The sequence below is a fragment of the Ruegeria sp. O4 genome (assembly GCF_056535125.1).
This window is the reverse complement of the sequence record NZ_JBQERO010000001.1, coordinates 251,396-273,214: the sequence shown is the minus strand read 5'-3', so window position 1 is coordinate 273,214 and position 21,819 is coordinate 251,396. Positions and strand designations below refer to the sequence as shown.

Annotated in this window: 25 protein-coding genes and 1 other RNA gene; 13 read left to right on the top strand and 13 right to left on the bottom strand. The window is 56.7% G+C overall.

Translation table 11 applies throughout. The features are described 5' to 3' along the window. Window positions 1-6: 6 nt before the first annotated feature. The 12 genes from bamA to ACR0J7_RS01280 all read right to left on the bottom strand — a co-directional run bounded on the left by bamA (window position 7) and on the right by ACR0J7_RS01280 (window position 11,465). Window positions 7-2,367: an outer membrane protein assembly factor BamA gene (bamA, locus tag ACR0J7_RS01335; RefSeq protein ID WP_267364733.1), complete on the bottom strand. Its 2,361-nt coding sequence runs from the start codon at window positions 2,365-2,367 to the stop codon at window positions 7-9. Window positions 2,368-2,495: 128 nt separating this feature from the next. Continuing rightward, window positions 2,496-2,624 carry a hypothetical protein gene (locus tag ACR0J7_RS01330; RefSeq protein WP_267364732.1) on the bottom strand — a complete coding sequence of 43 codons (129 nt, stop codon included), beginning with the start codon at window positions 2,622-2,624 and terminating at the stop codon, window positions 2,496-2,498. 79 nt (window positions 2,625-2,703) lie between these two features. Further along, window positions 2,704-4,056, bottom strand: coding sequence for an RIP metalloprotease RseP (gene rseP / locus ACR0J7_RS01325; protein ID WP_480558446.1), 1,353 nt, complete (start codon window positions 4,054-4,056; stop codon window positions 2,704-2,706). A 4-nt stretch (window positions 4,057-4,060) separates the two neighbouring features. After that, window positions 4,061-5,233 (bottom strand): 1-deoxy-D-xylulose-5-phosphate reductoisomerase, encoded by a 1,173-nt coding sequence (gene dxr, locus ACR0J7_RS01320; RefSeq protein ID WP_480830962.1) that lies wholly within the window; start codon window positions 5,231-5,233, stop codon window positions 4,061-4,063. Continuing rightward, a complete protein-coding gene (locus ACR0J7_RS01315; RefSeq protein WP_480564848.1) occupies window positions 5,233-6,015 on the bottom strand; it encodes a phosphatidate cytidylyltransferase in 783 nt (260 codons plus the stop codon). The genes dxr and ACR0J7_RS01315 overlap by 1 nt, the downstream gene beginning before the upstream one ends. Next, window positions 6,012-6,743 carry an isoprenyl transferase gene (locus ACR0J7_RS01310; protein ID WP_480564851.1) on the bottom strand — a complete coding sequence of 244 codons (732 nt, stop codon included), beginning with the start codon at window positions 6,741-6,743 and terminating at the stop codon, window positions 6,012-6,014. Before ACR0J7_RS01310 ends, ACR0J7_RS01315 begins: the two co-directional genes overlap by 4 nt. A 9-nt stretch (window positions 6,744-6,752) precedes the next feature. Then, complete coding sequence (gene frr / locus ACR0J7_RS01305; protein WP_480481034.1) at window positions 6,753-7,316, bottom strand: ribosome recycling factor; 564 nt, start codon at window positions 7,314-7,316, stop codon at window positions 6,753-6,755. A 180-nt stretch (window positions 7,317-7,496) separates the two neighbouring features. Then, window positions 7,497-8,492 carry an acryloyl-CoA reductase gene (acuI, locus tag ACR0J7_RS01300; RefSeq protein WP_480481036.1) on the bottom strand — a complete coding sequence of 332 codons (996 nt, stop codon included), beginning with the start codon at window positions 8,490-8,492 and terminating at the stop codon, window positions 7,497-7,499. Window positions 8,493-8,598: 106 nt separating this feature from the next. Then, entirely contained in the window at window positions 8,599-9,702 is a 1,104-nt protein-coding gene (locus ACR0J7_RS01295; protein WP_480913064.1) for a dimethylsulfoniopropionate demethylase, read from the bottom strand. Next, window positions 9,703-9,837 carry a DinB family protein gene (locus ACR0J7_RS01290; RefSeq protein WP_480913062.1) on the bottom strand — a complete coding sequence of 45 codons (135 nt, stop codon included), beginning with the start codon at window positions 9,835-9,837 and terminating at the stop codon, window positions 9,703-9,705. Window positions 9,838-9,991: 154 nt separating this feature from the next. Beyond that, on the bottom strand, window positions 9,992-10,696 hold the full coding sequence (locus tag ACR0J7_RS01285; protein ID WP_480505258.1) for a DUF1326 domain-containing protein: 705 nt from the start codon (window positions 10,694-10,696) through the stop codon (window positions 9,992-9,994). Window positions 10,697-10,700: 4 nt separating this feature from the next. After that, the gene (locus tag ACR0J7_RS01280) at window positions 10,701-11,465 is read right to left on the bottom strand and encodes a DUF2182 domain-containing protein (RefSeq protein WP_480565267.1); all 765 of its coding nucleotides are present in this window, start codon (window positions 11,463-11,465) and stop codon (window positions 10,701-10,703) included. 115 nt (window positions 11,466-11,580) lie between these two features. On the opposite strand from ACR0J7_RS01280, the gene ACR0J7_RS01275 reads away from it, so the two are divergent. The 9 genes from ACR0J7_RS01275 (at window position 11,581) to ACR0J7_RS01235 (ending at window position 18,570) form a co-directional block, all read left to right on the top strand. Then, window positions 11,581-12,312: a FadR/GntR family transcriptional regulator gene (locus tag ACR0J7_RS01275; protein WP_480564863.1), complete on the top strand. Its 732-nt coding sequence runs from the start codon at window positions 11,581-11,583 to the stop codon at window positions 12,310-12,312. 115 nt (window positions 12,313-12,427) lie between these two features. Continuing rightward, window positions 12,428-13,828: a selenium-binding protein SBP56-related protein gene (locus ACR0J7_RS01270; protein ID WP_480897746.1), complete on the top strand. Its 1,401-nt coding sequence runs from the start codon at window positions 12,428-12,430 to the stop codon at window positions 13,826-13,828. Between the two features lie 13 nt (window positions 13,829-13,841). Further along, window positions 13,842-14,492: a hypothetical protein gene (locus ACR0J7_RS01265; protein WP_267364371.1), complete on the top strand. Its 651-nt coding sequence runs from the start codon at window positions 13,842-13,844 to the stop codon at window positions 14,490-14,492. Between the two features lie 65 nt (window positions 14,493-14,557). Next, window positions 14,558-14,920, top strand: coding sequence for a DUF4345 family protein (locus ACR0J7_RS01260; protein ID WP_480564866.1), 363 nt, complete (start codon window positions 14,558-14,560; stop codon window positions 14,918-14,920). Between the two features lie 36 nt (window positions 14,921-14,956). After that, window positions 14,957-15,303, top strand: a transfer-messenger RNA (tmRNA) gene (ssrA, locus tag ACR0J7_RS01255). Window positions 15,304-15,403: 100 nt separating this feature from the next. Then, a complete protein-coding gene (locus ACR0J7_RS01250) occupies window positions 15,404-15,835 on the top strand; it encodes an ester cyclase (RefSeq protein ID WP_209503996.1) in 432 nt (143 codons plus the stop codon). Window positions 15,836-15,966: 131 nt separating this feature from the next. Then, window positions 15,967-16,782: a chromate resistance protein ChrB domain-containing protein gene (locus ACR0J7_RS01245; RefSeq protein WP_480564869.1), complete on the top strand. Its 816-nt coding sequence runs from the start codon at window positions 15,967-15,969 to the stop codon at window positions 16,780-16,782. Further along, the gene (gene chrA, locus ACR0J7_RS01240; protein WP_480913060.1) at window positions 16,779-18,032 is read left to right on the top strand and encodes a chromate efflux transporter; all 1,254 of its coding nucleotides are present in this window, start codon (window positions 16,779-16,781) and stop codon (window positions 18,030-18,032) included. Before ACR0J7_RS01245 ends, chrA begins: the two co-directional genes overlap by 4 nt. A gap of 76 nt (window positions 18,033-18,108) precedes the next feature. Next, window positions 18,109-18,570 carry an SspB family protein gene (locus tag ACR0J7_RS01235; RefSeq protein ID WP_480481054.1) on the top strand — a complete coding sequence of 154 codons (462 nt, stop codon included), beginning with the start codon at window positions 18,109-18,111 and terminating at the stop codon, window positions 18,568-18,570. 27 nt (window positions 18,571-18,597) lie between these two features. On the opposite strand, the gene ACR0J7_RS01230 is transcribed toward ACR0J7_RS01235, so the two are convergent. Next, window positions 18,598-19,161: a hypothetical protein gene (locus ACR0J7_RS01230; protein ID WP_480481056.1), complete on the bottom strand. Its 564-nt coding sequence runs from the start codon at window positions 19,159-19,161 to the stop codon at window positions 18,598-18,600. Window positions 19,162-19,367: 206 nt separating this feature from the next. Here ACR0J7_RS01230 and fumC point away from each other — a divergent pair, with 206 nt between their 5' ends. From fumC to ACR0J7_RS01210, 4 genes are read left to right on the top strand one after another with little or no spacing between them, the layout of a single operon-like run. Next, entirely contained in the window at window positions 19,368-20,762 is a 1,395-nt protein-coding gene (fumC, locus tag ACR0J7_RS01225; RefSeq protein WP_480913058.1) for a class II fumarate hydratase, read from the top strand. Continuing rightward, window positions 20,762-20,938 carry a DUF4169 family protein gene (locus ACR0J7_RS01220; protein WP_480481060.1) on the top strand — a complete coding sequence of 59 codons (177 nt, stop codon included), beginning with the start codon at window positions 20,762-20,764 and terminating at the stop codon, window positions 20,936-20,938. The genes fumC and ACR0J7_RS01220 overlap by 1 nt, the downstream gene beginning before the upstream one ends. Beyond that, window positions 20,935-21,156: a ribbon-helix-helix domain-containing protein gene (locus tag ACR0J7_RS01215; protein WP_267364385.1), complete on the top strand. Its 222-nt coding sequence runs from the start codon at window positions 20,935-20,937 to the stop codon at window positions 21,154-21,156. The genes ACR0J7_RS01220 and ACR0J7_RS01215 overlap by 4 nt, the downstream gene beginning before the upstream one ends. Window positions 21,157-21,215: 59 nt before the next feature. Further along, a complete protein-coding gene (locus tag ACR0J7_RS01210; RefSeq protein WP_480913055.1) occupies window positions 21,216-21,818 on the top strand; it encodes a DNA-3-methyladenine glycosylase I in 603 nt (200 codons plus the stop codon). Window position 21,819: the final 1 nt, after the last annotated feature.

Here is a 21,819-nt window from a genome sequence, read left to right as displayed (position 1 = left end):
CGCAGATCAGAACCGGGCCTGAATGGTCAGGTCAAAGTTCTGTTCCTTGTCGAACGTTTCCTTTTTCAGAGCCTTCGAGAAGTTGAACTGCAAAGGTCCAAACGGCGTTTCCCACAAGACCGAGATACCGATAACGTGACGAATGGACCCGTCTGCGCCAACGATATTTGCCCCTGCGGTGTTCACATCGTTGATGTTGTAAAGGTTTCCAACGTCATAGAACAGACCGCCCCGCAGGCCCAGTTCCTCGGGCAGACCCAAGGGGAAATCGGTTTCAAAACGCGCGACCCAGTAATAGTTGCCGCCGATGGCATCGTCCTGACCATTGGACAAATCACGCGGGCCAAGACCCGCAGGCTCAAAACCGCGGAAAGTACGAGGCCCCAACACAAAACGGTCGACGGTGCGGCTGAAGTCATTTCCACTCCAATTCAACGCACCCAGCTCCAATGTGGCCCGTAGTACCACTTCTTCATTCCAGACCCGCGTTTGGGCGATACCGCGCGCAGTGGTTTTGAAATACTTGTTATCACCACCAAGGCCTGCCGCGTCGACGCCCACCTCGAACAGAACACCAGAATTCGGGTCCAGACCACCAATCCGGCTGTCATAAATGTAGGACAGTCCCAGTGAACTGGACGTCCGTTTGCCTTGCGCGATCTCGGATGCGATCACTGCGCCATTGGTCTGATTGCTTTGTTGCGTCATCTCGCTGCGGTCCCAGCCATAGCGCAGACGAAGAGCGGACAGTTCACCGATTGCATAGGTCAGCTGAGGTGTGAAGAACAACGAGCTCGTGTCGTAGCTGGCAAAGCCGGAATTGGTCGCCGACAGTCCCAGTCCAAGATCGAAACGCAGCTTTCGGCCCAGCAAATAGGGTTCGGTGAAGTTAATCGTGTACTGTTCTGAATCCTGTGCTGTCGAGATCGAAACACCAAGATTCTGACCGCGTCCCAGGAAATTTGCCTCGTTCAGGCCGATTGCAATCCCGAAGCCGTCTGTGACCGAGTAGCTGCCGCCAAGGCTCAGCGAACCTGTAGGCTGTTCCTCGACATCCACATCCAGAATGACCTGGCTTGGTGACGACCCTTCCCGAGGCTCGACCTCCGCAACTGCAAAGAACCCAAGCGCATTGATGCGTTCCGCGGCCTGACGGATTTCACGCGGGTTGAAGGGGTCACCTTCTACAGTGTCAAACTGGCGGCGGATCACACGGTCCAGCGTGGTGGTGTTGCCTTCGATATCGATCCGTTCAACAAAAATCCGCGGACCTTTCGTCAGAACAAATTCAATGTCCAGGGTAAGATCACGGTCATTGCGCGTCACACGCGGTTCAACCCGCAGGAAATCGACACCCTGTTTCAACCCAAGGCGTTCTTGCCGCGCGATCGAGTTTTCCACCAGCGTCGGCGTATACGTCACGCCCGGTTTGATTTTCAGCACATCCTGATAAGGCGCTGCATCAACGCCGGCGATTTCACTAACCGTCGTGATCTTTCCAAACGAGAACTTTTGGCCTTCGGTGACGTTCATCACCAGAAAGAACGCATCCCGTTCGCGGGTGAATTCGACGTTGGCGCTGTTCACACGGAAATCGATATAGCCCCGCGACAGGTAGAAATCGCGAATGACCTGTTTGTCGAATTCAATGCGGTCGCCGATAAATGTGTCGTTGCGGAAGAACGTCCGCAGGAAGGTTGCCTGTTTGGTTTCCAGAACCCGGCGTAGCCTCCGGTCCGAATAGGCGCGGTTGCCGACAAAGCTGACGCGCTCGACCTCAATGGTCGTGCCTTCTGCCACTTCAAAGACCAGATCAACCCGGTTGTCGCTGCGACGGATAATGCGAGGAATAACGGTTGCCGCGACGCGACCCTGGGCCGAATACACTTCGGCAATGGTGTCGGCGTCTGCTTCGGCCGCCTGTGGCGTAAAGACCCGGCGGGGTTGCGACGAGATCACGTCCAGAAGAACGTCGTCTTTGACGCGAGCGTTCCCTTCGATGCTAATCTGGTTGATCGTTGGATATTCCTGGACCTGAATGACCAGAGTCGTGCCGCGCGGCGTCAGTTCAACTGTCTCAAATACACCACTGTCAAGCAAACGCTGATAGGCATCATTAAGCTGCCCGGCAGTTACAGTCTGGCCCGGTTCGATTCCGGTCCGAGCGATAATTGTTCCGGTTTCGATCCGGCGGTTCCCCTCAACATCGAACGAGTTGATTGTGTAGTTTTGCGCCGATGCCGCATGCGGAAACGCCAGTAAACTTACCGCAACAAAAAGGAAAAAAACCGTTAGCGCCTGCCACAAAATATTGTTTGTCGGCATATGCCCCCCGCAGGATGTGCCTGCGTCTCGCCTGTCAGTCATTTTATGCTCTACCCAGAATTTTGAGACTTTAATGCTGAGTAACGGGATTGAATGAGCTTGTCAAAAGGCGATATCGAAGCAGTTAGGCAGACGGCTTCGCGACAACAGACCTACGATTTTCCCGAGAATCACATTCCCGCCAGATAGGCGGCCCCAGCCATCGCCAACGCTGTAACGGCAAAACTCAACATAACATCCCAATTCAACATGAAGAGGAAGCTAAAGCTTTGATACGATTTTTTCAGCGTTTTGGACATGACTGTTCCCTTTAGACGGGAATATTGTAGCGCTGAAATATGGCGGTAATGCGGCTGGAATCTGCTCCAGCCGCCACATTCAGCAGAACAGGTCGTTGCTGACCGAAAACAGCATCAGGGTCAGAATGATCGAAATTCCAATGCCCATGAGTATGCGCATCGCCCGGTCGCTGGGCGGTTTCCCGGCAATGGCCTCGTAGGCGTAGAAGACGAGATGTCCGCCATCCAGCGCCGGAATGGGAAACAGGTTCAACAACCCGACCGCCGTCGACAGGACAGCAATGAAGAAGATAAAATTCTGTGCCCCCTGGCTGGCCATCGCCCCCGAGGTTTCGGCAATTCCGATTGGCCCCGAGATGTTGCAGGTGCTGATTGCACCCGTCACCATGTGCCACATGCCGGATAAGGACCCTTCGATGATGCGTCCAGTCTGGATGACACCGCCCTTTAGGGAATCGAAAAGACCAGCCGGTACGGTTGCAGGCTCAAGCATCATGCCGCCGACGATTCCGATGCGCCAATGGGTGACAAAACCACCATCAGGCTGCGGTTCATCCGTGCGCCGGGGCGCCAGGGCAAATTCCAACTCGGACCCATCCCGCCAGACTTCAAGCAGCAAGACGCGGCCGTCCGATCCTTCGACATGATCCTTTAGCTGTTCGAAGGCAAAGATCGGTTCACCATTGACCGAGGTGATGACATCCCCTTGCTTCAGTTGGATATCCATAGCCGCGCTACGCGGAGCAACCTGACGGATCAGCGGCGGAAGCATCCAGGGGGCCTGAACCTCAAGGGGTTGGCCATCGCGGATCACGGAATAATCCAGAACCGGTTGAACAGGCAGCTGATCGATGAACTCCTTCCATGCGACTTCTTCGTCATAGTCCGGTGTCGGACGACCGGCGATAGCCGTAATCACATCTCCCTCGCGCAATTCCTGCACGGTGCCTGGCAAAGGCTGCAACGCGCCAACGGTCAGGGGTTCACGCGACACGCCCTGTGACCAGAAGATCAGGCCAAAAACCAGAATGGACATGGCGAAATTAAAGACCGGGCCAGCCGCGACAGTTGCTGCCCGTGCCCATAGCGGGGCGCCGTGCATGGTGCGGCGCAACTCCTCAGGATTTTGGGTCGCGATGTCTTCCATCGCCTCTTCATCCTTGCCCGAGGCCGCATTGGCATCGCCCAGAAATTTCACGTATCCACCAAAAGGCAACGCTGCGATCTGCCACTTGGTTCCGCGCTTATCCTTGCGGCTCCAGAGCACCGGTCCAAACCCGAGCGAAAAGACTTCGGCATGGATACCAGACCACCGGCCCACAATGTAATGGCCATATTCATGCACGGCCACAATGACCGACAGCGCAATAACAAAGGCAACAATCGTCCACAGCAGATTGCCGAATTGCGGGATCAGCGAAAGTACGTCCAAATTTCTATCCTGCTCGTTCCATCACAGTGTTATCGACCCACTGACGTGCCAGATGGTCGGTTTGCTGCACGTTATCAAGTGTCATCGGGGCATCAATAAGGCCACCCGTTGCGTCAAACCTGTCCAATACGGCAGAAACGGTATCCGCCATATCAAGAAAGCCGATCCGGCCCGCAATGAAGTGATCCAGCGCGCGTTCCTTGGCGGCATTGAATACTGCGCCAGCCAGCCCACCACGCTGCATCACGTCCCAGGCGAGTTTCAGGGCTGGATAGCGTGTCAGATCCGGTTCGTTAAAGCGCAGCTGTCCCAGCTTTGCGAGGTCCAGCCGCTGAACCGGCAGCTCCTGCCTGTCGGGCCAGTGCAACGCATACCCAATGGCGTGGCGCATATCGGGGGCGCCCATATGTGCCATCATCGCGCCATCCCGAAACCCGACCATTGCATGGACAATGGATTCGGGATGAACCAAAACTTCGATCTGATCCGGGGAAACTCCGAAATATTCTTTTGTTTCTATGACTTCCAGCGCCTTGTTGAACATCGAGGCACTGTCGATCGTGATCCGCTGGCCCATATCCCAATTCGGATGGCTGGACGCTTGTTCGACGGTGGCGTTTGCCAGATCTTTCAGCGGCCAATCGCGGAACGCTCCGCCACTTGCGGTGATAATCACCCTCTCGACAGCGTCGATATCTTCACCAACCAATGCCTGAAACACCGCCGAATGTTCACTGTCGACAGGAAGCAAACGCGCGTCATGGTTTTTTGCAGTGTCCAGAACCAACGATCCTGCGCAGACCAATGTTTCCTTGTTGGCCAAGGCCAGTGTTGTTCCTTGTTTCAGGGCTTCGATCCCAGGCGCAAGGCCCGCTGCTCCGACGATGGCTGACATGACCCAATCCGCCGGGCGCGCTGCGGCCTCGGCGATCGCACGCGGCCCGGCCGCCGCTTCGACCCCACTTCCGGCCAGTGCGGCGCGCAGGTCCTCCAACCTGTCTTCATGTGCCGTGACAGCCAAATCGGCACGCAACCGACGAGCGTCATCAGCAAGTTGTCGAATATTTGCGCCGCCGGTAAGGGCCACCACATCATAGTCTTCGGGTTTACGCGAAATCAGATCAAGCGTGTTTTGCCCGATCGACCCCGTGGCCCCAAGAACGGAAATCCGTCGCATTACATCTCACCCGGCGTGTACAGAAGCCCTGCGATCAGAACAAACACCGCAGCCCCCATCATGCCGTCGAACCGATCCAGAAAGCCGCCATGGCCGGGGATCAGATTTGAACTGTCCTTGACCCCGAATTTACGTTTGATCGCGCTTTCGATTATGTCACCCGCCTGACTGGCCATTGATGCGAGAACGGAAACAACAACAAAGGCAAAGCCGAAACCCGCGTGGCTTGCAAAGGCGATACCGACACAGGCCGCAGCAGCCCATCCGCCTGCCGTTCCCGACCATGTTTTCTTAGGGCTGACCTTTGGCCAGAACTTGGGTCCACCGACCATTTTACCCACAAAATAGCCCGCCACATCGGTGGCAACCACCACCGCGATCAGCCAGACCATCCAGCCAAAACCCGAGTTTTCGCGAATGGATATGAAACCCAGACCAGCCGCAACAATCCAGACCGCGAACAAGCCGTACAGGGGTTTCGAACGGCTGATCTGTCCCATGCCCACCAAAGCCGGCGCAAGCACGACCGGGAGCGTGTATAGCGCCGGCAGGTGGTAGCTGAGGATAACCGCAATCGCAGTCAGAACGCCCAACTGGACGGCCACACCCTGGCTTTCAGGGTCGATCATCCGAACCAGTTCCCAGGTCATCAGGCCACAAGCAGCCGCAATGAAGACCTCGAACCAGAGACCGCCAAGCCAGACTTCGATGGCCCCTATCGCAACCAGAACGGCGGCAGAAAGGACCCGGCTCGTCAGATCAGACCACCGGCCATCACTCATGCCAGAACCGCCCCGTACCGACGCTCTCTGGCCCCATAGTTGCGACAAAGCCTCTCGAGTTCTGCGGCGGTGAAATCCGGCCACAGCGTATCTATGAATTCGTACTCGGAATAGGCGGACTGCCACAGCAGAAAGTTCGAAATCCGTGCTTCTCCACTGGTGCGAATGACAAGGTCAGGATCCGGAAGAACGCGTGTATCCAGATACTTAGGTAACGTTTCTTCATCCACATCCTCGGGTCTAAGCCGCCCGTCGGCCACATCCCGCGCGAGACGTTTGGTGGCGCGCGCCACCTCGTCCCGACCGCCATAGTTCAGGGCGACCGTCAGATGAACAAGGTCGTTGTCCTTGGTTTCCTCTTCCAGTGAATCCATCAATTCGGTCAGTTTCGAATCCAACCTTACCCGATCACCTATGAACCGAACTCGGATGCCATTGTCCGCCAGGGTCCGTGTCTCCTTGATGATGTAGCGCCGAAACAGGCTCATCAACCCGGCCACCTCAACCTGCGTTCGCTTCCAGTTCTCGGTCGAGAATGCAAACACTGTCAGATACTTGATCCCCAGATGCGGGCAGGCCTCGACAACCTCGCGAACACGCCGCGCACCGGCATGGTGCCCAAACAACCTGGGGCGACCACGCGCCTGCGCCCAACGGCCATTGCCATCCATGATGATAGCGACGTGGCGCGGGCCGCAGACCGGATCGGTTTGGGGATCTTTCGGCATCAGACCAGATCAGACCTGCATGATTTCAGTTTGCTTGGTTTCAAGCGCCGCATCGACCGCCTTGATCATCGCATCCGTGAGATCCTGCACTTCGCTTTCCCAAAGCTTCTGGTCGTCTTCAGACATACCATCCGCTTTTGCCTTCTTGATCTGATCCATGCCATCCCGGCGCACATTGCGGATCGCGATCCGGGCACTTTCCGCATATTGGCCAGCGACCTTGCCCAGTTCACGGCGACGCTCTTCGTTCAACTCAGGAATCGGCAGCATGATGATGGTGCCGTTCAGCTGCGGGTTGATGCCAAGGCCGCTTTCACGAATGGCCTTTTCAACCTTCCCGACCAATGACTTATCCCACACATTTATAGTGACCATGCGGGGCTCAGGCACGTTGACGGTGCCCACCTGGTTGATCGGTGTCATCGAGCCATACGCGTCGACCATGACAGGTTCCAGCATCGAAGCCGAGGCGCGCCCGGTTCTCAGCGAGGCAAATTCGGTTCTCAGATTGGCCATTGCGCCATCCATACGGCGTTTCAGGTCATCGGTGTCCAGTTCGAAGTCGTCAGACATGCTGCTCACTCCCCGTATTCAGGTACTCTTTGGATGGGTCTTACGCCATCACATTTGGGATGTATAGCAATCATGAGGCGGTTTTGTACCAATGGCCAGAGGTGTTGCGATCATTTTGTACCAAACCGCCTGCGCAAAACCCGACACGGCATCGTATCGGGTTTAGGCTGTCAACTGCGCTCAGGCATTCACATCGACAACAACGCGCCCTTTGACCTGCCCTTTCAGGATATCGGCACCCAGTTGCGGAAGGTCGGACAAGGCCGCTGGTTGTACCATCGACTCAAGCTTGTCCATCGGCAGGTCGGTTGCAATCCTTTTCCAGGCACGAACCCGGTTTTCATAGGGCTGCATCACACTGTCGATGCCAAGAAGGTTCACGCCGCGCAGCAGGAAGGGAATCACCGTTGCAGGAAGCGCCGCGCCGCCCGCAAGACCCACGGCCGCAACCGAACAGCCGTATTTCATTTGCCCAAGCACACGCGCCAGCATCGCACCGCCCACGGCATCCACGCAGCCCGCCCAGGTTTCACTTTCCAGCGGGCGCTTGGTTGTCTCATTCAGCTCATCGCGGGGCACTATTGTCGTTGCGCCCAGCGATTCCAGATAATCCCCGGTTTCAGGTCGCCCGGTCACGGCCGCCACTTCATACCCGAGATGGCCCAGAATGGCAGTCGCCACCGACCCAACACCACCGGCCGCCCCGGTTACCAGAACCGGGCCGCGATCGGGGGTCAGCCCGTGATCCTCCAGCGCCATCACGGCCAGCATCGCGGTAAACCCGGCGGTGCCTACGGCCATCGCCTGCCGGGCATCGAGCCCATCCGGCAGAGGCACAAGCCAGTCCGCCTTGGCACTGGCTTTCTGCGAATATCCACCCCAATGCGCCTCGCCTACCCGCCACCCGGTCAGAACAACCTTGTCACCCGGCTTGTAACGCGCATCGGTCGATGCCTCGACGGTACCGGCATAATCAATTCCGGGAACATGCGGATACGCCCGCACCAAACCGCCCCCTTTGGGGGACAGACACAAACCATCCTTGTAGTTCACTGTGGAATATTCAACCGCGACCGTGACGTCGCCATGCGGCAAATCATCCAGCGTAAGCTGCCTGACCGACGCGCTCGCCAAACCGCTTTCTTCGTCCTTGTCCATCACAAGTGCATTGAACATCTCTCAATTCCTTTCGTGTTTCTGTAACCGGCCCGCTGCTTCACCTGGCCCCAAATATCCCGGGGGAGTCGCGCAGCGACGGGGGCAGCGCCCCCAAAACCCCCCTTTAAATCCAGAAATGCGACTGCACGGTCGCGCGGCGCATCCCATCTGGCGTTTCCACGTCCAGCTCCGTTCCCGAATCCCAATGGCTCAGGCGTACCATGCCAATGGCGACGTTGGTGTTGAAATCGGGTGACCACGCGGCCGAGGTCACCTGCCCCACACGCTTGCCGTCCGCGTAAAGGCCCCAAGGTCGGTCACAGCCCGGCACCGGATCGCCCCCAATGGCGACGGGGCGGATTTGCTGAACAGGCCCCTCCTTGGCCACACGCAGCAACGCGTCCCTGCCGATACAGCCAATCGCGGTATGTGTATTGCAGAACTTGCCCAAACCGCACTCATGCGGGGTGTTGTCGTCGGTCATGTCATTGCCATAAGACAGCAGACCACCTTCAATCCGTTCGATCAGGTTCGGGCATCCGGCGCGCACCTGCAAATCTTCCCCTGCTGCAAACAGGGCGTTCCACAGGGGCATGCCGATATCGCTGCCTTCCACATAAATCTCGAACCCGCCTTGTTTGGAATAGCCCGATCGCGCCACAGCCAGATCGCGACCTTCAAACTGGAACATATCGAATTTGAAGAACCGGATGTCGCGCACCCGGTCGCCAAAGACACGCGCCATCAGAGCGTCGGCTTTGGGACCCTGAACAGCAAGAGGTGACACATCCGGTTCGTCTACCAGCACATCCAGACGATATCCAACGGCGATTCCCTTGACCCACAACAACAGATCGCTGTCAGCGATTGAAATCCACCAGCGGTCTTCGGACAGTTTTACCGCAACCGGGTCATTCAGCATACCGCCGGTTTCATCGACGATGGGGACATAGAAACATTGCCCCGGCAACATCCCCCGCAAATCGCGCGGGGTCAGCATCTGCATCAGGCGCGCGGCGTCCGGTCCGCGTAGCTCGATCTGCCGCTCGCATGCGACATCCCAGACCTGCACGTGGGATTTCAGGTGCCGGTAATCGGCTTGGACGCTTTCGAAGACCGTGGGCAACAGCATACGGTTATAAACCGTGTATCCTTTGACCCCTGCGGCCTCGACCCCTTCTGAAAACGGTGTGCGCCGCAAGCGGCGAGAGGCGGAAATCTGCGGCATTCAAACCTCCTTGGGCATAAAGACGATACCGCTGACGGGCGCTTGCGACCCAACTTCGATCAGAATCTTGCGCATTTGACCCCGGTGGTGGGTCTGATGGTTGAAGAAATGGATCACATAGTTTTTGTAAGGCATTGTGACATCGACCTCTTTTACGACTAAGCAACAGGAGAGTGGTCCGATAAACAGGTCAGTTCCTGATGCGACAGCTAATGCAGAAACTCGGCCAACTGCGAGTTTTGCCAGTGTTTTTGGCGCGCCACATCTTGCGCAAACGCGCCTGTGATCATCATTTGGGCCCGTGCCAATCAATCGGGCAAATCTCAGCGGACTTGCCGCCAAAATCCCAAACGCGACCGTAGTCGCGCACTTTCGATTTGGTGCCGCGCGCCACGATGATGTCCGGTCCCATCCAGTATTTTGAGTTTGAAACCATCACGGGATGCTCGGGGTCTTTGCCCGCCAACATCTCGATCTCACCCTGAATCTTGCGACCGATCATGATGCGGCGTTTGGTGCCGTCGCGCTCGATCTGAACCGGCGCCCGTTCGGCCCCGATGATTTCGCTGACGAGCATGGTGAACAGACCGGTGGTACCGCCCGCCTGCCCGCTGAAGATTTGCAGCAGCCCGTTATAGGCTTTGCCGCTGGCGCGATCATCGACGTAAGCCGCCACTTTCCACTGGCCTTCACCCATCCGGCCGGGAATATCTACAAGCAGGCCGACATTCAGACCTGACAGGTCCTCGCCCTCATAATGGCCCTCATCAACGATAATACCCATCCAGGCATGGCAATGCCCTTCGGTCGGAGGGTGCGCGCCCAGTGAAACGACGCAGGGACAGAACACATCACACGAGCAGTTCAGGATCAACTCACCCTTGATGGCCCAGTCCGTCGGACTCATCTCGCGCCGTTTGGGATTGGGCATCCGGCTGTCGATGCGTTGGCTGACGGGCAACCGGTCGGCGTCTGGTTTTCTGTTCTTAGCCATTGGCTTATCCTCCGTAGCTAATTGGATAAACGAGCAGAACAAGACCGCCCGCAATCAGCGCAAACCCCATTGGCCGGGTCACAGCATGCCCGATCTGGGGAAGTTTCTCCAATACCATGAACAGGGTCGCAAGACCCATCCACAACAGGCTCATGACGCCGCCCACAAATCCCAGCGCCATGAAACCCCAGCAGCAGCCGACGCAGAAAGCACCAAGGCCCAGCCCCATGCGCACACCGCCCGCAAATCCGGTTTTCCAATGGCCCAGGAAATAGGTCATCGGGGCGTGGCACACGCCATGGCAGACCTCTTTGACGCGCGAGAACTGAAACGCGCCAACCGCTATCATCAACCCGCCCGCAACCCAGCCGGATCTGGCAATGCCCAGCATGTCGATCACGCCACCAAACAGCAAAGCCAGTTGCGTTCCCGCGATCACAGCCGCAAACCCGACCCAAACCAAGGAATACCCTGCAAGCACACCCAGCCACCCGGCACGGGTGCCATTGGCGCTGCGGATCAGGTCGTCATAACTGCGCAGGGTTGGCACAAGCGTCGGCAGCATCATGGCGGCCATCATGATCGCCCACATCCAGAACAGCGTGCCAAACTCGGCCATGGGCATGTACATGTCCATGCGCGGGTCCATCGCGGCCATCGCCTGCCCCATGGGCCCCGGACGACCGATCAGGTCAAGATCCATGTCGCGGCCCATCGCGAACATGACCCACCATGCCCACAGGATCAGGACATAAAAGCCCAGCCACATTCCGCTGCGCAGCCAAGTACGACTCACTTCGGCCTCCCGACTCAACTCTCTTGCTTTTCAAATGTCAGACTTTTAAATGTCAGACAAATAAAAATTTGCTCAGGGTCTTCTGAACATGAAAACCGCGCCTCGGAAAACCGCCGACCTGTCTGCCCAGATTGCACATGCCATCCGGGACGCGATTGTCTCAGGCGAGTTGATCGTGGATGCACGCCTGCCCTCGGAAGCGGAACTTTCCGAGCAATTTCAAGTTTCGCGCCCAACGGTGCGTGAGGCTTTGAAACGACTGGCGGCGCAATCCCTGATCCGCACACAGCGTGGCGCAACCGGAGGTGCGTTCGTAAACCGTCTGAGTTTCGAAGATGCCTATTCGCAGCAGATCACGACCTCGACCCTGCTGCTGTCGATGAACGCTGTCAGCTTTGATACGGCCTGCGAGGCCCGCTATGCGCTGGAGCGGGCCTGTGCCCCCCTGTCTGCCCAGAGACGAACAGCGGATCAGCTTGCCACGATGCGGGCGGAAATCTTTCGCCAGTCCCAGCCCGGTCTGACGGATGAGGCGTTTTGTGCATCAGACGTCACCTTCCACAGGGCCTTGGTGGACGGGGCCGACAACCCGGTCCTGTCCTATCAACTGGCTGGCGCGGTCGAGGCGATGCAGCCTTTGATGAACATGATTACCTTCACGGCACGTTCGCGCGAAGAAATCATCGCATTGCACACCAGAATTGCAGACGCGCTTGAGGCCAGAGACGCAGATACCGTCGACGCCACGCTGGTCGATCTGGAACATTACACACAGCAGCTGGCCCACGATGTGGCTGAACGCAAACGTAAACCGGCCTGAAGGCTTAAACGGAAACATACTTTAAAGGCAGAGGTCGAGCAGGCAGAATGTCATCCGGCATCAAGACCGGAACTCTCAATAAGAATTGAATGACAATGATTTACGGGAGGACGTTATGAACAAAAGACCGGACCCAACCTTTTATCCTTCGGCCAAGCTGGCGATGGAGGGCCCCGCAGAAACGCTTGCTTTTACGCTGATGCTCAGCCCCGATTTTTCGCAACCCGACGGGCTGGCAGTAGTGAATGTCGATCCAACCTCGGCCGATTTCGGGAAAATCGTGCATCAGGTGATCATGCCCGAAAAAGGCGACGAGTTTCACCATTTTGGTTGGAATGCCTGTTCGTCGTCACTGTCACCGCTCAGCGGTCATGCGTTTCTGGAACGTCGCTATCTGATCATCCCCGGTATCCGTTCCAGCCGGATATACATCATCGATGTAAAGAACCCGCTTGAGGCGAAGATTCACAAGATCATCGAACCCGAGGAAGTCTTTGACAAAACAGGGTATTCACGACCACACACGATCCATTGCGGGCCGGAAGGCATCTATGTGAGCACGCTGGGCGGCGGCGGTGAGGACGGCACGGATGGCCCTCCGGGTATTTTCATCATGGATTGTGAAACCTTCGAGATCATCGGGCGCTATGAGATCGAGCGCGGCGTGCAGGACAAGCACTATGATTTCTGGTGGAATCTGCCGCGCGATTACATGGTCAGTTCCGAATGGGGCCTTCCCCCGCAATTTGAAAACGGGCTGGTGGCCGAGGATCTGCTTTCGAACAAATACGGTCACCGCATCCATTTCTGGAACCTGCGCAACCGGACCAATATCCAAACCATCGATCTGGGCGAAAACCACCAGATGGCGCTGGAAATCCGGCCCGCGCATGACCCGGTCAAACAATACGGGTTCTGTGGTGTTGTCGTCGATACCACCAACCTGCAAGGCGCAATCTTTACGTGGTGGCGCAATGAAGATGGCACGTTCGAAGCCAAGAAAACGATCACCATCGACCCACAACCCGCTGATCCAGATGATCTTCCTGAACTTCTGAAGGGGTTTGCCGCTGTACCGCCACTGGTCACCGATATCGACCTGAGCCTGGATGACAAATACCTTTATGTCGCTTGCTGGGGCACCGGCGACATGCATCAATATGATGTATCCGATCCGATGAACCCGACCCTTGCCGGGAAAGTTGAAATCGGAGGTATTGTCAAAAAGACCAAACATCCGAACGGACAGACCTTTGGCTATGGGCCACAAATGGTCGAGATCAGCCGCGATGGTAAACGCGTTTATTGGACCAATTCACTTTATTCCACGTGGGACGATCAGTTCTATCCCGAAGAAGGCGGCGCGGCCATGGTCAAGGCGGATGTCGGTGAGAATGGCGGGCTGGTTTTGGACCCGAAATTCTGGGTTGATTTCCCCAAAGGATATCGCAGCCACCAAATCCGGCTGGAGGGTGGAGATTGTTCAACCGACAGTTTCTGTTACCCCTCGGTCTGAATTGGAGATTCTGATGACATCAACGGCTGGCCTTTGGCTGGCCGTTGTTCTGAGCGGCGCGTATCACGGGCTGAACCCCGGGATGGGATGGCCGCTGGCGGTTTCCTCGGCCCTGATGGAGCAGCGCCAATCCGCCCTCTGGCGCGCGCTGGCAGCTTTGGCAGGTGGACATTTCATTGCCATGCTGGGTGTCCTTCTGCCTTTTGCGTTGATGGCCGTTCTGGTCGACTATCAACGGGAAATCCGCATCGGGGCTGCGTTGATTGTCATCGCGATGGGGCTATACATTGCGATCACCCGCCGTCATCCCCGTTTTCTGTCGCGCATACCGCCCAGCAAACTGGCGCTGTGGTCGTTTCTCGTGGCGCTTGCCCACGGGGCCGCCCTTATGCTGGTTCCGATCTATCTTGGTCTGTGCCAGCTGGATGAACTGGATGCCGGTCATCAGGCGATCTCCAAAATCATGACAACAAACGGTCTGCTGGTTCTGGGGGTCGCGGCCTTGCATACCGCCGCCATGGTTCTGGGCGGAGGGTTTCTGGCCTTCGCTGTTTATCGTTGGCTGGGGCTGCGTTTCCTGTCCCGCAGCTGGTTCAACCTTGAACTCATCTGGGCGCTCAGCCTTGTTTTAGTTGGTCTTTTGGGGCTGTGGTCGGCGGTTTAATCGCTTTCCTTTGGGCCGCAACACACTATCCTCAGGTGCTGATATTACAATTCAATGAGGCCCGGATGATCACGACCCTGAATGTCATTGCCGCGTTGCTGACAATCGGTTTTGGCCTGTTCGGCTTTCTGGCGCCAGTTCATACCGCCAACGCGCTGGATCTTGCACCTACCAACAGCACCATGGGTCTGAGCGAGCTGCGCGCTTCGGTCGGAGGGCTGTTTGTGGTCTCGGGCATTGCTGTCATCTGGCTGAATGCTCCGATGGCCTACACAATGCTGGGCATAGTCTATGCGGGTGCCGCATTGGGCCGCTTCCTGTCACTGGCGCTGGATAACCCGCCTTTTGTGAAGGCAGCAACCTTTGGTGGAATCGAACTGGTGCTGGCGATATGGTTGATCGCCGCCAACTTCAATAGATCCGCATAACGCTTTGTAATTAAAGCTAACAAAGATGTGCATTCCGGGTTTGCATCCGCAGCTCTCCTCACCTATATATGAGGTGTCCTTCGGGACTATGGACATAAACGCGCTCGTAATAAGCGGATCGGACCCGGGGGCGGTACCCGGCGGCTCCACCAAAATCCTTCGTTTGAGGATCACGGGGCCGAAACAGGATCGACGAACGTCTAAAGGGGTAAGCTTTGTCTCGGCTGTCTGCCACCGTTACCGGCGAAAACAGTACAATTGCAAACGACAATCGTGCTCCGGTTGCAGTTGCTGCGTAAGCAGTAACAAGACCGAAACTTAAGTCCTTGCGCCTAGCCGCGTAAGGCGGGGTTCGCAGGTACCTGGCAACAGAAACCTGCACTTCCCCCCCAATATGTCTGATATTTATGCCGCCTTTGCGCAGATTCAGAGTTTGTTCATTCCTTTTTGCCATCGTGTTCGCAGTTGGACAGGAGCGTTGAGATGACGAATTCAGAGATACTCAGATCCTGGTATTCTGAGGTTTGGGAAAACGGAAACACCGAGGCAATCGATCAGTTCTTTGCGCCCGAAACCATGGCCGAGGGGCTGATCCCCGAAATGCAGGTGGGTGCAGACGATTTTCGGGATCTCGTCACGGCATTTCGCCATGTCCTGGGGGATATCAAGGTGGATTTGCCCAAGATCATCGAGAATGGCGATTGGGTATCCGCCATCCTGCATGTGCAGACGTGCCGGGCCGATAATGGTGCCCCTTTGGAGGTCACCGGTCAGGTCATGGCCCGGTTCAAAAACAATAAGATGGTCGAAGCGTATAATCATTTCGATTTCATCTCGTTTTTTGAAGAGATGGGTCAGTTTCCTGCCGACACCCTTCCGGTGTGCATGACCGGTCAGAGGCTCGACTGGGCCTGACGGTTCAAACCGCAAACTTGACCCCCTACGTTCTTGCGCGGTAGCACTGATGCAGGGGGTCAGCTTGCGAACACCCCGTGAGGCGTCAGCCCAAGCTTCGCATGGATCCGAATGACTAAAGGAGACATGCTATGGCTGCTCTTAACGCCATCACACCAACCCAATTGAGCCGGTTAATCGGAACGCCTCGGGCGCCGGTTCTGATCGATATACGCACCGATGCGGATTTCAGCGACGATCCGCGGTTGATTCCGGGGTCAATTCGCTGCCCGCACACGGAAATCGACGCGATGAGTCGTCTGATTGGCGACGACCCTTGCGTAGTAATCTGCCACAAGGGCAAAAAGCTCAGCCAAGGGGTGGCGTCCTGGCTGCGCGGGATGGGCAAAAACGCCGAACATCTGGAAGGCGGGTTTGAAGGGTGGCGCGAACAGCGCGAGGCGCCGTTGATCCCCTTGTCGATTCTGCCGGCGCGCATTGACGGCAGCACATTGTGGGTTACGCGTCAAAGGCCCAAAATTGACCGTATCGCCTGCCCCTGGCTGATCCGCCGGTTTGTTGATCGCAATGCACGGTTCCTTTTCGTCGCGTCGGAAGAAGTTCAGGGAGTCGTTGATCACTTTGGTGCCACCCCCTTTGACGTTCCGAATACATTTTGGACGCATCGGGACAGCGGCTGCACATTTGACACGATGATCCGGGCATTTCACCTGCGAACCGAGGCGCTTGAGCGTATGGCCCGGATCATTCGCGCTGCGGATACCGACCAGAATGATCTGGCCCCGGAAGCCGCTGGGTTGCTGGCGTTCTCGGTCGGTTTGTCCCGCCAGTATCGCGATGATCATGCTCAGCTTGAAGCCGGGTTGCACCTTTATGATGCCCTGTTCCGCTGGGCACGCGACGGGTTTGATGAAAAGCATGACTGGCCATCGGGTCATGGCGCATGAGACCTACGGCACTGGACCTTTTCAAGGTATTCGGACGGATCGGCCTGTTGTCATTTGGGGGCCCGGCTGCCCAGATCTCGTTGATGCATCAGGAGCTGGTCGAGCGCAGGCCCTGGCTGGATGAACAGACCTATCTGCGCGCGCTTTCCTTGTGCATGTTGCTGCCCGGTCCCGAGGCAATGCAATTGGCTACCTACGCAGGCTGGCGCTTGCGCGGTGTCGCGGGCGGGTTGATTGCGGGCAGCCTGTTCGTTTTGCCAGGGGCGTTTGTCATTACTGTTCTGGTCGCGCTTTATTCAGCATACGGCGACATTCCACTGGTGCAATCCGCATTTACCGGCATCAAGGCGACCGTCATCGTGATCGTCCTGCAAGCCCTGCGCAAGCTGTCAGGTAAGGCGCTGACGGATATGGAACATCGTGTCATCGCAGGCCTGTCGTTTCTGTCAATCTTTCTGTTCAACCTGCCCTTCCCGCTGATCATTCTGATCGCGGCCCTGTGGGGGTATTTGCGTTATAATGGACCCATCGGGAAAACCTCGGCTCAGGACACGCCGCACCTTGCCCGCTCGGCCCGGACGATAGCGATCTGGTTGCCGCTTTGGCTGGGGCCGCTTGTCGCGTTAACACTCAGCGGCCACCAATTGCTCAGCGATCTGGGATGGTTCTTTGCCCGGCTGGCTGTTGTGACCTTTGGCGGCGCCTATGCCGTTCTGGCCTATATGTCGCAAACGGTTGTGGATCAGTACCACTGGATCAGTGCAGACCAGATGATCGACGGATTGGGGCTGGCAGAAACCACCCCTGGGCCATTGATACTGGTTACACAGTTTGTCGCCATGCTGGCGGGACAGATCAACGGTGGATTCTCACTGGCGCTTGCTGCGGGCGCTGTTGCGCTATGGGCAACGTTTGTGCCCTGCTTTCTGTGGATTTTCCTGACGGCCCCTTACCTTGACCGTCTGGCCACACGCCCCCGCCTGTCTGCCGCCCTTCACGGCATTACCGCCGCTGTTGTCGGAGTGATTCTCAACCTTTCCGTGTGGTTTGCCCTGAACGTTCTTTTCGAATCGGTGCCAGACATGAATTTGGGTCCGGCGGCAATACCCGTGCCCCAAGTGTCTTCGCTCAACATCCCGGCGCTTGTGTTAACCTTTATTGCTGGAATATTGATATCTCGACTAAAATTGGGGATCGGAACAGTGTTGGTTCTGATGTCACTGGCAGGGCTGGTTGCGCATAATATCTGATCAATCCGATCATACCTGCCCTTTCGTTTCCGAACAAAACCCCTATGCTGAGCTTAACCACTTTTGAGGATGACACATGTCGCAAGGCATCGACTATGGCAACCTGATGCACACCGCCATGCGCGGGCTTATCAAGACTGTGCTGACGGATGTATCGAAATCCGGTCTGCCCGGAGCGCATCACTTTTTCATTACCTTCGACACACGCGAAGATGGCGTGGATATCGCCGATTGGCTGCGCGACCGGTATCCGGAAGAAATGACAATCGTCATGCAACACTGGTTTGAAAACCTCGAGGTCGGAGAGAACGGATTCGCCATTACCCTTAATTTCGGAGACGCGCCGGAACCGCTTTACATCCCCTATGGCGCGATCAAGACCTTTGTCGATCCATCGGTGGAATTTGGACTGCGGTTCGAAAGCCCGGACGACGAAGATGAGGACGATTATGTTGCAGAGGACTTGATCGAAGTCGAAGAGGAAGAACAGGCGCATCACGACGCCGATGTCGTGTCGCTGGACAGCTTCCGCAAATAAGCCTTTGAGCCCCGCCCTGCGCGGGGTTCAGCGTTTCATCAGAAATGTTTCGACAGATCGGGATTTCTGACCGTCTATGAAGCGCGAGAATGACAGGTTCAGCCCGTCTTCGGCCAGGGTTCGGTCGAACTGCTGCAATTCATATCCGCCGTCAACGTCAATGAACAACGAAAACACCGTCAGCGTTTCGCCTTCGATACGCCCCCAGACGAAGGGTTCACCTTTCATCGGATCCAGCGGAACCTCATGACCGAACACGTTGCGTTTCATTGCGGCCGAAAACACATCCGGGCGGTCCGAGGGCACGAAGTCGATGGAAAACTGCTGTTCTTTTACCCGCCCGTCCAGCTTGTAGGTCGTGGTTTGCCAGCTGACGTTGAACCCGTTCTTGGTCTCGAAAATGGAAACGCTCATATCCCGCGGGGTTGAGGTTCCGTCCGCATCCACGACATTTGCCGAGCCCACATAATCCCCCAGGAACGGGGTAATGTCCGCGGCGCGCGCAGATGCGCCAAGAACAGACAGCCACAAAGCACAGACAGCAAATAACACGATCGCTTTTTCAAGCGTAATGCGATGGAAATTTGACATCTTGTCCTCCAAGGCGGCTACAAACCTATTGTAGCTGAGAGGGGGCCGCGCACAATGGCACATTCCCCGACGATAACAATAAAAGTGACGAACCCCGCGCCTATACCTTTGACGCCCTTGGGTTTAAGGTGCGCGCAACTGGCCGATTGCGTCACAGCTTGGCTGCGGCTAAACGGCATACAACAGCATACCAGACGGAGTGACAGATGTCTCAGACCCGCACCGAATCCGACAGCTTTGGCCCGCTCGAGGTTCCTGCCGACAAGTATTGGGGCGCGCAAACGCAGCGTTCGATCATGAACTTCCCGATCGGTTGGGAGAAACAACCCATCGCCATTGTGCGTGCGCTGGGCGTGATCAAGCAAGCCTGCGCAATGGAGAACAAGGCGACCGGAAAACTGGATGCCAGGATTGCCGATGCCATCATTCAGGCCGCGGGTGAGGTGATCGAAGGCAAGTTTGACGACAACTTTCCGCTGGTTGTTTGGCAGACGGGTTCCGGCACCCAGTCGAACATGAACTCGAACGAGGTCATCGCGAACCGCGCCATCGAAATTCTGGGCGGTGTCATCGGTTCAAAAGACCCCGTGCATCCGAACGATCACTGCAACATGGGTCAGTCGTCGAATGACACCTTTCCCACCGCGATGCACATCGCCACAGCGATGAGTGTTCGTGACGTCCTTCTGCCCGGGCTTGAAAAGCTGGCCTCTGGTCTTGAGCAGAAAGCTGATGAGTTCAAGGACATCATCAAGATCGGCCGGACTCATACGCAGGATGCAACGCCTCTGACACTGGGGCAGGAATTCAGCGGTTATGCCCACCAGATCCGTCAGGGGATTGCACGCGTTCACGCAGCGCTGCCCGGCATCTACGAACTGGCGCAGGGCGGCACCGCCGTCGGCACCGGCCTGAACACCCAAAACGGTTGGGGCGAAGCGGTTGCAGGCCATATGGCGCAGATCACCGGCTTGCCCTTCGTGACTGCGCCGAACAAGTTCGAAGCGCTGGCCGCCCATGACGCCATGGTCTTTATGTCCGGGGCTTTGGCGACCATCGCGGGCAGCTGCTATAAAATCGCCAACGACATCCGTTTCCTTGGCTCTGGCCCACGTTCGGGGCTTGGCGAACTGATCCTGCCCGAGAACGAGCCCGGCTCGTCCATCATGCCCGGCAAGGTGAACCCGACCCAGGCCGAGGCGCTGACACAGGTTGCGGCGCATGTGATGGGCAACAACGCCGCGATGAATTTTGCAGGCAGTCAGGGCCATTTCGAGCTGAACGTCTATAATCCGATGATGTCCTACAACCTGTTGCAATCCATCCAGTTGTTGGGCGACGCTGCCGACAGCTTTACCGAGCGGATGTTGCTGGGCATCAAGGCCAATGAGCCGCGCATCGACAAGCTGATGAAGGAATCGCTGATGCTGGTGACGGCGCTGGCCCCGACCATCGGCTATGACAACGCCACCACGGTCGCCAAGACCGCGCATAAGAACGGCACAACCCTCAAGGAAGAAGCCATTGCGCTGGGGTTTGTGGACGAGGCAACCTTTGATGCCGTTGTGCGCCCCGAACAGATGATCGGCCCGAAAGACTGATGGGCAAGCCGGTCAACCTGAACCGGTATCGAAAAGAAAAGGCGCGGGCCGAAAAGAAGGCCCGCGCAGACCAGAATGCCGTCGCCTTTGGGCGCACCAAGTCCGAGAAAACAATCGTCAGGCTTCAGCAGGACAAGCAGAGGCGTGACCTTGACAATCACGAGCTGGATGAATGAGCGGTCGACCGATAAAACGTTCATTGACCCTCAAAGGACACCGGACATCAGTCTCGCTTGAAGATGAGTTCTGGCGGGCATTTCGCGACATTGCGAAAGAAAAAGATCAGCCAATCAATGCACTGGCCGCGCAAATTGATGTTGACCGCGACCCGGAAACCGGATTGGCCTCGGCTATTCGCGTGTTTATTCTGAACTGGTACCGAGACAAGGTTTAACGCTTGTCAGATCTTGGCTGTTGGGTATAACGTCCTCAAGGAACAAAAGGGGTACATTCATGGGTAACACGGTATTGGGACCTGACGGTCAACCTCGGTGTTCCTGGTGCCAGGCAGCGCCGGAATTCTTTGACTATCATGACAACGAATGGGGGTTTCCGGTCTCGGATGATCAGCGATTGTTCGAAAAACTGTGCCTGGAAAGTTTTCAATCGGGTCTTAGCTGGCGCACGATCCTGAACAAGCGCGAGAATTTCCGAGAAGCGTTTTACGGATTTGATTTCAACAAGATGGCTGAGTTCTCTGAAGCCGATGTTGAACGTCTGCTGCAAAATGATGGGATCATTCGCCACCGGGGCAAGATCGAGGCGGTGATCAACAACGCCCGCCGCGCGCAGGAACTGGTGGCGTCAGAAGGATCGCTGGCAGCCTATGTCTGGCGGTATGAGGCGGAAACCCCGCCGCCGCCACAATCGACATCCACATCGCCCGAGTCGGTGGCAATGTCGAAGGACCTCAAGAAACGGGGCTGGAAATTTGTTGGCCCCACGACGGTGTTTGCGTTCATGCAGGCCATGGGGCTGGTCAATGACCATGCCGAAGGCTGTATCAGCAGAAAAAAAGCGGCACAGTTGCGCCGCTCTTTCACGAAACCTGTCTGAG

Excerpts from the sequence above, each read along its gene's own strand:
- bamA (WP_267364733.1), bottom strand. The coding sequence starts at position 2,367 with ATGACTGACAGGCGAGACGCAGGCACATCCTGCGGGGGGCATATGCCG.
- ACR0J7_RS01330 (WP_267364732.1), bottom strand. The coding sequence starts at position 2,624 with ATGTCCAAAACGCTGAAAAAATCGTATCAAAGCTTTAGCTTCCTCTTC.
- dxr (WP_480830962.1), bottom strand. The coding sequence starts at position 5,233 with ATGCGACGGATTTCCGTTCTTGGGGCCACGGGGTCGATCGGGCAAAAC.
- ACR0J7_RS01315 (WP_480564848.1), bottom strand. The coding sequence starts at position 6,015 with ATGAGTGATGGCCGGTGGTCTGATCTGACGAGCCGGGTCCTTTCTGCC.
- ACR0J7_RS01310 (WP_480564851.1), bottom strand. The coding sequence starts at position 6,743 with ATGCCGAAAGATCCCCAAACCGATCCGGTCTGCGGCCCGCGCCACGTC.
- frr (WP_480481034.1), bottom strand. The coding sequence starts at position 7,316 with ATGTCTGACGACTTCGAACTGGACACCGATGACCTGAAACGCCGTATG.
- acuI (WP_480481036.1), bottom strand. The coding sequence starts at position 8,492 with ATGTTCAATGCACTTGTGATGGACAAGGACGAAGAAAGCGGTTTGGCG.
- ACR0J7_RS01295 (WP_480913064.1), bottom strand. The coding sequence starts at position 9,702 with ATGCCGCAGATTTCCGCCTCTCGCCGCTTGCGGCGCACACCGTTTTCA.
- ACR0J7_RS01290 (WP_480913062.1), bottom strand. The coding sequence starts at position 9,837 with ATGCCTTACAAAAACTATGTGATCCATTTCTTCAACCATCAGACCCAC.
- ACR0J7_RS01285 (WP_480505258.1), bottom strand. The coding sequence starts at position 10,696 with ATGGCTAAGAACAGAAAACCAGACGCCGACCGGTTGCCCGTCAGCCAA.
- ACR0J7_RS01280 (WP_480565267.1), bottom strand. The coding sequence starts at position 11,465 with ATGTGGCTGGGCTTTTATGTCCTGATCCTGTGGGCATGGTGGGTCATG.
- ACR0J7_RS01275 (WP_480564863.1), top strand. The coding sequence starts at position 11,581 with ATGAAAACCGCGCCTCGGAAAACCGCCGACCTGTCTGCCCAGATTGCA.
- ACR0J7_RS01270 (WP_480897746.1), top strand. The coding sequence starts at position 12,428 with ATGAACAAAAGACCGGACCCAACCTTTTATCCTTCGGCCAAGCTGGCG.
- ACR0J7_RS01265 (WP_267364371.1), top strand. The coding sequence starts at position 13,842 with ATGACATCAACGGCTGGCCTTTGGCTGGCCGTTGTTCTGAGCGGCGCG.
- ACR0J7_RS01260 (WP_480564866.1), top strand. The coding sequence starts at position 14,558 with ATGATCACGACCCTGAATGTCATTGCCGCGTTGCTGACAATCGGTTTT.
- ACR0J7_RS01250 (WP_209503996.1), top strand. The coding sequence starts at position 15,404 with ATGACGAATTCAGAGATACTCAGATCCTGGTATTCTGAGGTTTGGGAA.
- ACR0J7_RS01245 (WP_480564869.1), top strand. The coding sequence starts at position 15,967 with ATGGCTGCTCTTAACGCCATCACACCAACCCAATTGAGCCGGTTAATC.
- chrA (WP_480913060.1), top strand. The coding sequence starts at position 16,779 with ATGAGACCTACGGCACTGGACCTTTTCAAGGTATTCGGACGGATCGGC.
- ACR0J7_RS01235 (WP_480481054.1), top strand. The coding sequence starts at position 18,109 with ATGTCGCAAGGCATCGACTATGGCAACCTGATGCACACCGCCATGCGC.
- ACR0J7_RS01230 (WP_480481056.1), bottom strand. The coding sequence starts at position 19,161 with ATGTCAAATTTCCATCGCATTACGCTTGAAAAAGCGATCGTGTTATTT.
- fumC (WP_480913058.1), top strand. The coding sequence starts at position 19,368 with ATGTCTCAGACCCGCACCGAATCCGACAGCTTTGGCCCGCTCGAGGTT.
- ACR0J7_RS01220 (WP_480481060.1), top strand. The coding sequence starts at position 20,762 with ATGGGCAAGCCGGTCAACCTGAACCGGTATCGAAAAGAAAAGGCGCGG.
- ACR0J7_RS01215 (WP_267364385.1), top strand. The coding sequence starts at position 20,935 with ATGAGCGGTCGACCGATAAAACGTTCATTGACCCTCAAAGGACACCGG.
- ACR0J7_RS01210 (WP_480913055.1), top strand. The coding sequence starts at position 21,216 with ATGGGTAACACGGTATTGGGACCTGACGGTCAACCTCGGTGTTCCTGG.